Here is a 7228-nt window from a genome sequence, read left to right on the forward strand (position 1 = left end):
CTTCCTTTGCGCACGCAATCATATTTTGTAAAATAGTACTCTTTTGCTCCTCACTTGTCAGAACGCATCGTTTAAAACTAGAATAAATGGGAGCTTCTTGCACAATTTATTCGGAAAAAGGCAATCATCATGTCTAAAAGTATACTCATAATTGAGGACCAAGGTGATCTTATTGAGATTTACTCAAAATTTGCTCAAGAATTATTCACAAGCATTGACTCTGCCAGTACGATTGAAGATTCATTAAATGTGCTTAATAAGAAACTGTATGATTGTATTCTGTTAGATATTAATCTCAATAACACAGAAAATGGAGCTCAAGTCTTAAAGTATTTGATGGACAATCCAACAAATCAAAATGCTCAAACTCCTGTTGTGATTAGTAGCGCCTATGTTAATAGTATTTTTATCGAAAAGTTCCAAGGTCGTTTTGCTGGAATTTTAAAAAAACCATATGATCAAAATACATTTCTTTCTACGGTTAAGATGTCAACATTGTCTGTTGAAGATGTTTTGTTCAATCCCGACCAAGAGGATGAAGTTCCGATTGTCAAAACTGATACTCCATTTTCTCAACCAGAGCTACAAAACAAAGTAAAAAGTATCATTAACAATATTGCAAAAAACCCTGAGATCAAGAGTTTACTCAAAAAAATCAAAGTGGATCGAAATAAGGACAAATATGTAGGAGCGCATGCAGGTTTACTTATTAATATATCGACGGCCATCTCAAAGGAACTTCATTGGGATTCGCGAAGTACTTTAGAAAAATTTGTGACGGCCTCTTATATTCATGATTATGCCTTATCAAATAGACCGGATTTAGCAAGAATTCAAACACAAGCCGAACTCGAAGCAAAATCAACTTCCCTAAGCGACAAAGAAATAGAAGCTGTTAGACAACATCCCTTACTTTCATCTCAAATTTTTGAAAGCTTTAGTAATATTCCTCAAGATGTTCATACAATTATTCAACAACATCATGAAAGACCTGATGGGAGTGGATTTCCAGGAGGTATTTCACATAACCGCATCTCTCCGATGGCCGCCTTGTTTATTATCTCTCATGACTTTTGTCTATATATAATTGAGAATCCAAAGTGGAAGCTAGATAACTACATCATCCATGCAAAACATAAATTCAAAGGGCCCAATTTCAACAAGATAATGAGAGCTCTCTCATCGATTGGCAAATAATTGCCAAATTCAAGACACATAATCCCCCAATTAGCTGTAAAGATTGACTATTGAAGGAAAACAAACAACCTCAAGTCTTTGTCAAAGTTTTAGTCATATTCACACTTTAGATACCAATTTCATTAGAGTGCTTAATCTTTATCCACTATAAAAATCTAAGATATGAGAAAATTCTCTAGTTAGGTTGATGGAGAATAAATGAAATGAACTATCTTTTGGATCGAGAAAAAAAGTTTTTAAGCAAACGCAATGAATTTATCTTTAATTTGGCCATAGGTAGTCTACTACTTGCGGTTATAGGTATTGCAGCTTATATTTCTGGATTTCAGACCTTTTCCATATTTGTTTTTATCTCACTGACAGCAACTCTTTTTGTTATCCCATTAGTCGTAATCGGACAGAATGAAGAAATTAACGATTGGTTATATGCTGGAATTTTTCTTTTTGATATTTATAACTGCTCAATGTTAATAAGATATACTGACTATCATGTAGCTTCCGTTTCTTCTTTGATGGGACTTACTCCACTTTTCACTTTTGCTTTAGTTCGTACAAGTAAAAAACATATTCTGACCTTTGGAATATCTTCTTTAGGTGCAAGTTTCATTTTAGGGACTCAACTTGTGACTCTTATCTTCATTGCAATTACACTTTTTTCGATGAGAACTTGTTACTTAATCTATCTACAAAATTTAAAAATATTGTTGAAAGAAAAAGAGGCAACTGAGATTCATACTGCTATCTATCATCAAGAGGAGGTTTTTAAAGATGTTCTTACTCCTTTGAAAATGTGTCAAGGAGATCTTAAGCTCCTCGATGATCTTTTAGATGAAACAATAAATCGTACGAGCTTAAGATCAAAAATATTTTCCATTCACGAAAAAATTGAAGAAATAGAGCAGAATGTACAAAGAAAAAAAACAAGTTTGAAAAATTAATAACCTGCTGACAATGTTAAAGCGAACCTTCTATCTTCTTTGCCTCTAAATGAGCTCGCAGTAGTATCGACAGCGTAGCTGGTAATGTCGAATTCTAATTTATCAGTTCTAAAACCTAGCCCGCCTGAACCATATCCATCACCATATCCAACTCTCATAAAAAACACTCTGGCAAAATCTAACTCCATTCCAGCATTTATTCTTCTGACCATTGATAAACCGCTATGAACACCTGTGACGTCCTTATAGTTGGCCTCAAAGTGAATTCTAGTTGCATTTCCTATTTGGGGAGTTACGGAAAATCCTACATCAATAGCACTTTTAATATCTGTAGGAGTTCCTGCCCCCCCGTTCGCGCTCCAATCTTGTCCGGCAACATTATGATAGACGGCCGCAACAGTAGGAAGTAGTGCAATTGGAAGAGTTAAACGAAACCCAGCGTTCACAAATGCCCCTGTGCCATTAGAATATTCACTAGCGCCAATATCTACTTTTGTATTTTGATCCAAATCGGCCTGATATTCTTTTCTTATTAGCAAAATACCCATCGCCCCAAATTTAATAATCCCTCCAAATAGTGAGATATTTAATGCAGCATATGGCCCTTGATCTCGACGAAAAGTGTACTCATAGGGAGCAGTGGAATTTTCAATGTATCCCCTGGATTGCTGTGCAAAGAGATAACCTGCTGTGAAATATCTCATCGCAATATTGGGGGCAGCGTGAAACCTCATTATAGCGAGTGCTCCGTTTTTGTCTTGGAGTAATTCTCTCATCCCATCGGAAGAAAAACCCTTGAAAGTGTTTGGAACGGCCTCCAATAACTGTCCACCAGTAGATGCCCTTAACCAGCCTTTATTTGTCTCAATGTGAAGGTTAGTGAGGTGGAAGTGAAAATCTCTTACTGTACCAAGTCCAGCTGGATTATAAAAAGCGGCCTCAGCGCCATCTACTTTACAGATGTAAGCGTTTCCCATGCCCAGAGCACGAGAATTTGGAGCAAGTTCTGGAAACACCCCATCTTCAAATTCGATAATAGAATATGAGGATAAGGACAGAAATATCAGAATAAACGAGTAGAGTACTCTAAACATATATACCTCATCCCCATTTTAACATGGTGAACAATCATATTGAATGAGGTATAAAGTGCTTAATGTCGGTTTTTTCTACCGGGAAATCGATGCCCTAAATTACCAAGATAGGTACCTTTTATGGCCTTAATTGATTCTAGTCTTTGTTCAGCCAGTTTATCGGTGGCCTTATTTACAGGTAAATTTTCAGCATCAGAAAGTTTAAAAATATTTAGAGCAGTATCATAGATTGTGTCGACCATTCTCTTGGCCTTTCCTTCATTCCATCCTTCAAATTCAATGGAGACATTCATTAAACCTCCGGCATTAATCAAGTAATCTGGGGCGTACAAAATGCCCATCTCTTTAAGAATTTGTCCGTGTCGATCTTCTTTGAGTTGATTGTTAGCTGCTCCGCAGACTATTTTACATTTTAATTTTTCAATTGTTTCATCATTAATGGTAGCACCTAGGGCACAGGGAGCGTAGATATCGCATTCAACATCATAGATATCATTAAGGCCTATAAATTCTGAACCTGGTGCAATTTCTCTAAAACGATCGATATTTGTTTGACTAATATCTGTGAAGAAAATTTTCACACCATGTTTTGAGAGAATCTCACCCAGATAGTGTCCAACTGACCCAACTCCTTGAATAACTACTGACTTCCCTTTAAGAGATCTAGATCCAAAAACTTTAGTACAGCTTGCTTCCATTCCCCTGAATACGCCTAGGGCCGTAAAAGGAGAAGGGTTTCCAGAACCTCCATGGATTTTGGCAACACCTACAACATTGCTTGTTTCTGTGAAGATATGTTCAATATCAGACACGCCAATATTGACATCCTCGGCCGTAATATACCTTCCGTTTAAAGATTCTAAGAACTGGCCGTAGGATCTAAAGAGAGCTTCACTTTTTACTTCTGGGCCTCCGAGGATGACAGCCTTTCCTCCTCCAAGATTAAGTCCTGAAATAGCAGCTTTATAAGTCATTCCTCTTGAAAGTCTGAGAACATCAGTGATGGCCTCTTCTTCTGAAGTGTAATTCCAAAGTCTAGTTCCCCCAAGAGCAGGGCCTAAAATTGTATTATGGATGGCCACAATTGCCTTGAGGCCACAGCTTGAGTCACTGAAGAAGACAACTTCTTCATGTCCCATTGAATATAATTTTTCGAAAGTAATACTCATAAAATCCTCGTCCCAAAGAAAGTACTTTTATTCCATCAAAATGCTGGTAGAATGAATCGGATGAAACGTTTTTGATCATAGACTTTCAAGGATAAAAACAGTATGCACACTGTGTCGATAGAAATCGATAATGAACTCAAACAGTATCAGGTAAAGGGTGAAAAAAGCCTTTATGTAGAACTTGAGGAGCAAGGTCTTAAATTGCCTCATGGATGTTTGGCCGGTGCTTGTGGGGCCTGTAAGGTAGAAATCTTAGAGGGAATTTCAAATTTATCTGGTTTGAGTCCCATAGAGCAAGATACTGTTAACGCTATTTGCAAAGAAAAAAATTATAATCCAAATGCTACTCGACTTAGTTGTAGAGCAATCGTCAATGGATCGATCAAACTCAAACCGCTTAAGTAATGACCAAGGCCAGTTAAAATTCATAAAAAATTCAGCTAGACTGTCTAGTTGCTCCATCGTAAAGATAATACAATAATATTTTTTTATTGGAGATTTTATGAAATACATTCTGCTTTCCCTGTGTTTTTTAGCGCAAAGTCATTTTCTTTTTTCAAAAGAAAGTGCCAAGAAAAACTTTATTAGTATGATTAAACAAGGAGTAGATCAAGCTAATGAAAGTATGAAAACCCAATATGAAAGAAGTGGAAATATTAAAAATTATGATAAAACAAAGAGGAAATCCCAAGATTTAACAAATCAAATGGTTAAAAAACTCTCGATGCTTTCAGAAGAAGATTTTGATCAATACCAGAACTACACTACAAATAGTCTCATTGTCTCTATTGGGTCAAAATCCAAGGGTGTGAAAGATTATATTAAACCAGAAAATAAAGAAATTCCTCCAGCGAATAAGGTTAAGGAGTTTACAGAAATCGACAAGATGACATTTAATCTAAGAGCACAGCTTCTGCCTATTATAGAACCAATTAAGGAGCAAAAATTAAAACTAGAAGACAAAAAGAAAGTTGATGAAGAAATGCAATTGTATTTGGATAAGTATATCTATTTCGTATACTCAAAAATGAGTCAAGACGAGCTTAAAGAAATAGTTAAAATCCACAATGAAAGTCCAGGGGCCTTAAGAGTTCAAAAGCTAATGACCGAATATTCTAACAAAATGGGTGAAATTCTCTACGCAGCTTTTGAAGAGAATGCAAAAATAATGGATACTATGCATGCTAAAAACCCACATAAAAATGCACCTTCAGGAGGAAAAGATAATCCACATAATAAAAAATAGTTACAATTTTTTCAACTGGCCTATAATCGAAAAGGCCAGTTGATTGTTTTCAGTCCAAGTTTCTGTAAAGTTCATAAATTTATCTATAATTTTCAGTTCGAGTTTATACCCAGATTCAATATCAAAAAGTAACAGATAATCTTTAGAAATTTTTCCACAATTTTTACCATCAAAGAATAGATTTCCATTAATATTTTTGAGAATTGTATATTCATATTCTGCTTCTATATCGTCACAAATATACCTTCCACCTCTAAAAATAATATTTTGTCCATCTTGGTAAAAACTGAGTTCAATGTTTGTACATTGACCATTTTTATCTTTTAAAAAATAATTACCTTTTCCTGACCAATTACCAGAAAAATCTGCATAAATCTTGAAAGACAAAAAAGACAAAATAAGTATTTTTTTGAAAAGCCGATACATGATAAGTTTTTATAGTATTCTTTTCTTTTTTCTAATAAGAGCATTTATAGCATCAGCACAATCAACTGCGCTGTCCCAAGCAGTATAAATTTGCTTCTTGATACCAGCTCTTAGATCTCCAGCAATGTAAAGATTTTCAATGTTTGTGAGACCCTTATTATCGGTAAGAACAAAACCCCTATCATCTACATCTGCCCCTAATTGCTTGGCCAGTTCATTGTAAACAATCATTCCAAGGGATACAAAAGTAAAATCACTTTCAACAATACTTCCATCCTCAAGTTTATATCCTTTTAAAAGAGACTCCTTCTTATCTCCAAGAATCTCAACTATTTTTTGAGAATAAACTTTAATAGAATATTTACGTATTAATTTGTTAACCTCATCGTCATAAATTGCTTGTTTACCGTTATTAAGTAAAGTTACCGGGACACCATATCTTTCATGTAACATTACTCCTACCCAAACTGATCCAGAATTATGCCCTATAATTGACAAATTTTTACCAATCACATGGTGTCCATCACATCTTAAGCAGTAGTCTACAATTTGGGCATTAGCATACGGAAATATAGGTGAAATTTCACCATTGATCTCAGGTTGGACATCCATCACTCCTGTACAAAGAATGATGTATTCTGTTAAATACTTTTCACCTTTATTATCTTCAAGTTCAAAAAATCCTTCAGAGGTTTTTTGAATTTTCTCAATCCCTAAATTTTTCTTATGGATAAATTTATCTTTGAAATGACTTTCTTGTGCAATCCATTTGTAAACCTCATCATTCGGTTCTTGAATACCTTTTTTATATTGAAAAAGGGAGGGCATATTTTCAACTTTTGTAACCCAAAAAGCTCTTGATTTTTTCTTATGTTTACTTGAACCAGGAAAAAATAGAGTTTCATCATTATTAAGAACACATCTTAACGCCGCTTGTGTTCCAGCAGCGCCACCGCCTATAACTGTTACAGGATAAACTTTCTGAGTCATCACTTACTCCTTCTTGAATCATTTTAAATATTGTCAAAGGATTTATGTTAAATGTCTAGCCTAAGCGGGGTGTAGATTTTTTTTTTGACTAGATCCATTTTCTATTGATGCTTCTTTGGCCTCAATTTTGCTAAAAAGATGCTTTTCACTATCAGTGGCCTTAATTCT

8 protein-coding genes are annotated in these 7228 nt (G+C 35.1%); 4 read left to right on the top strand and 4 right to left on the bottom strand.

The features are described 5' to 3' along the window. Positions 1-129: 129 nt before the first annotated feature. Both H6622_11625 and H6622_11630 read left to right on the top strand, forming a co-directional pair. Positions 130-1197 carry a response regulator gene (locus H6622_11625; GenBank protein MCB9062160.1) on the top strand — a complete coding sequence of 356 codons (1068 nt, stop codon included), beginning with the start codon at positions 130-132 and terminating at the stop codon, positions 1195-1197. 203 nt (positions 1198-1400) lie between these two features. Next, entirely contained in the window at positions 1401-2135 is a 735-nt protein-coding gene (locus H6622_11630) for a hypothetical protein (protein MCB9062161.1), read from the top strand. Here H6622_11630 and H6622_11635 read toward each other — a convergent pair. Both H6622_11635 and H6622_11640 read right to left on the bottom strand, forming a co-directional pair. Beyond that, positions 2132-3229, bottom strand: coding sequence for a hypothetical protein (locus tag H6622_11635; protein ID MCB9062162.1), 1098 nt, complete (start codon positions 3227-3229; stop codon positions 2132-2134). The genes H6622_11630 and H6622_11635 overlap by 4 nt on opposite strands. Before the next feature lie 59 nt (positions 3230-3288). Next, positions 3289-4398 carry a Glu/Leu/Phe/Val dehydrogenase gene (locus H6622_11640; GenBank protein ID MCB9062163.1) on the bottom strand — a complete coding sequence of 370 codons (1110 nt, stop codon included), beginning with the start codon at positions 4396-4398 and terminating at the stop codon, positions 3289-3291. A gap of 102 nt (positions 4399-4500) precedes the next feature. Here H6622_11640 and H6622_11645 point away from each other — a divergent pair, with 102 nt between their 5' ends. Together H6622_11645 and H6622_11650 are read left to right on the top strand one after the other, a co-directional pair. Further along, entirely contained in the window at positions 4501-4803 is a 303-nt protein-coding gene (locus H6622_11645; protein ID MCB9062164.1) for a (2Fe-2S)-binding protein, read from the top strand. Between the two features lie 97 nt (positions 4804-4900). Then, complete coding sequence (locus H6622_11650) at positions 4901-5644, top strand: hypothetical protein (protein MCB9062165.1); 744 nt, start codon at positions 4901-4903, stop codon at positions 5642-5644. Here H6622_11650 and H6622_11655 read toward each other — a convergent pair whose 3' ends face one another. Beyond that, positions 5645-6031, bottom strand: coding sequence for a hypothetical protein (locus H6622_11655; GenBank protein MCB9062166.1), 387 nt, complete (start codon positions 6029-6031; stop codon positions 5645-5647). 48 nt (positions 6032-6079) lie between these two features. Then, positions 6080-7060: an NAD(P)/FAD-dependent oxidoreductase gene (locus H6622_11660; protein MCB9062167.1), complete on the bottom strand. Its 981-nt coding sequence runs from the start codon at positions 7058-7060 to the stop codon at positions 6080-6082. Positions 7061-7228: the final 168 nt, after the last annotated feature.

The sequence above is a fragment of the Halobacteriovoraceae bacterium genome, from assembly GCA_020635115.1.
In the GTDB taxonomy this organism is placed as follows: domain Bacteria; phylum Bdellovibrionota; class Bacteriovoracia; order Bacteriovoracales; family Bacteriovoracaceae; genus JACKAK01.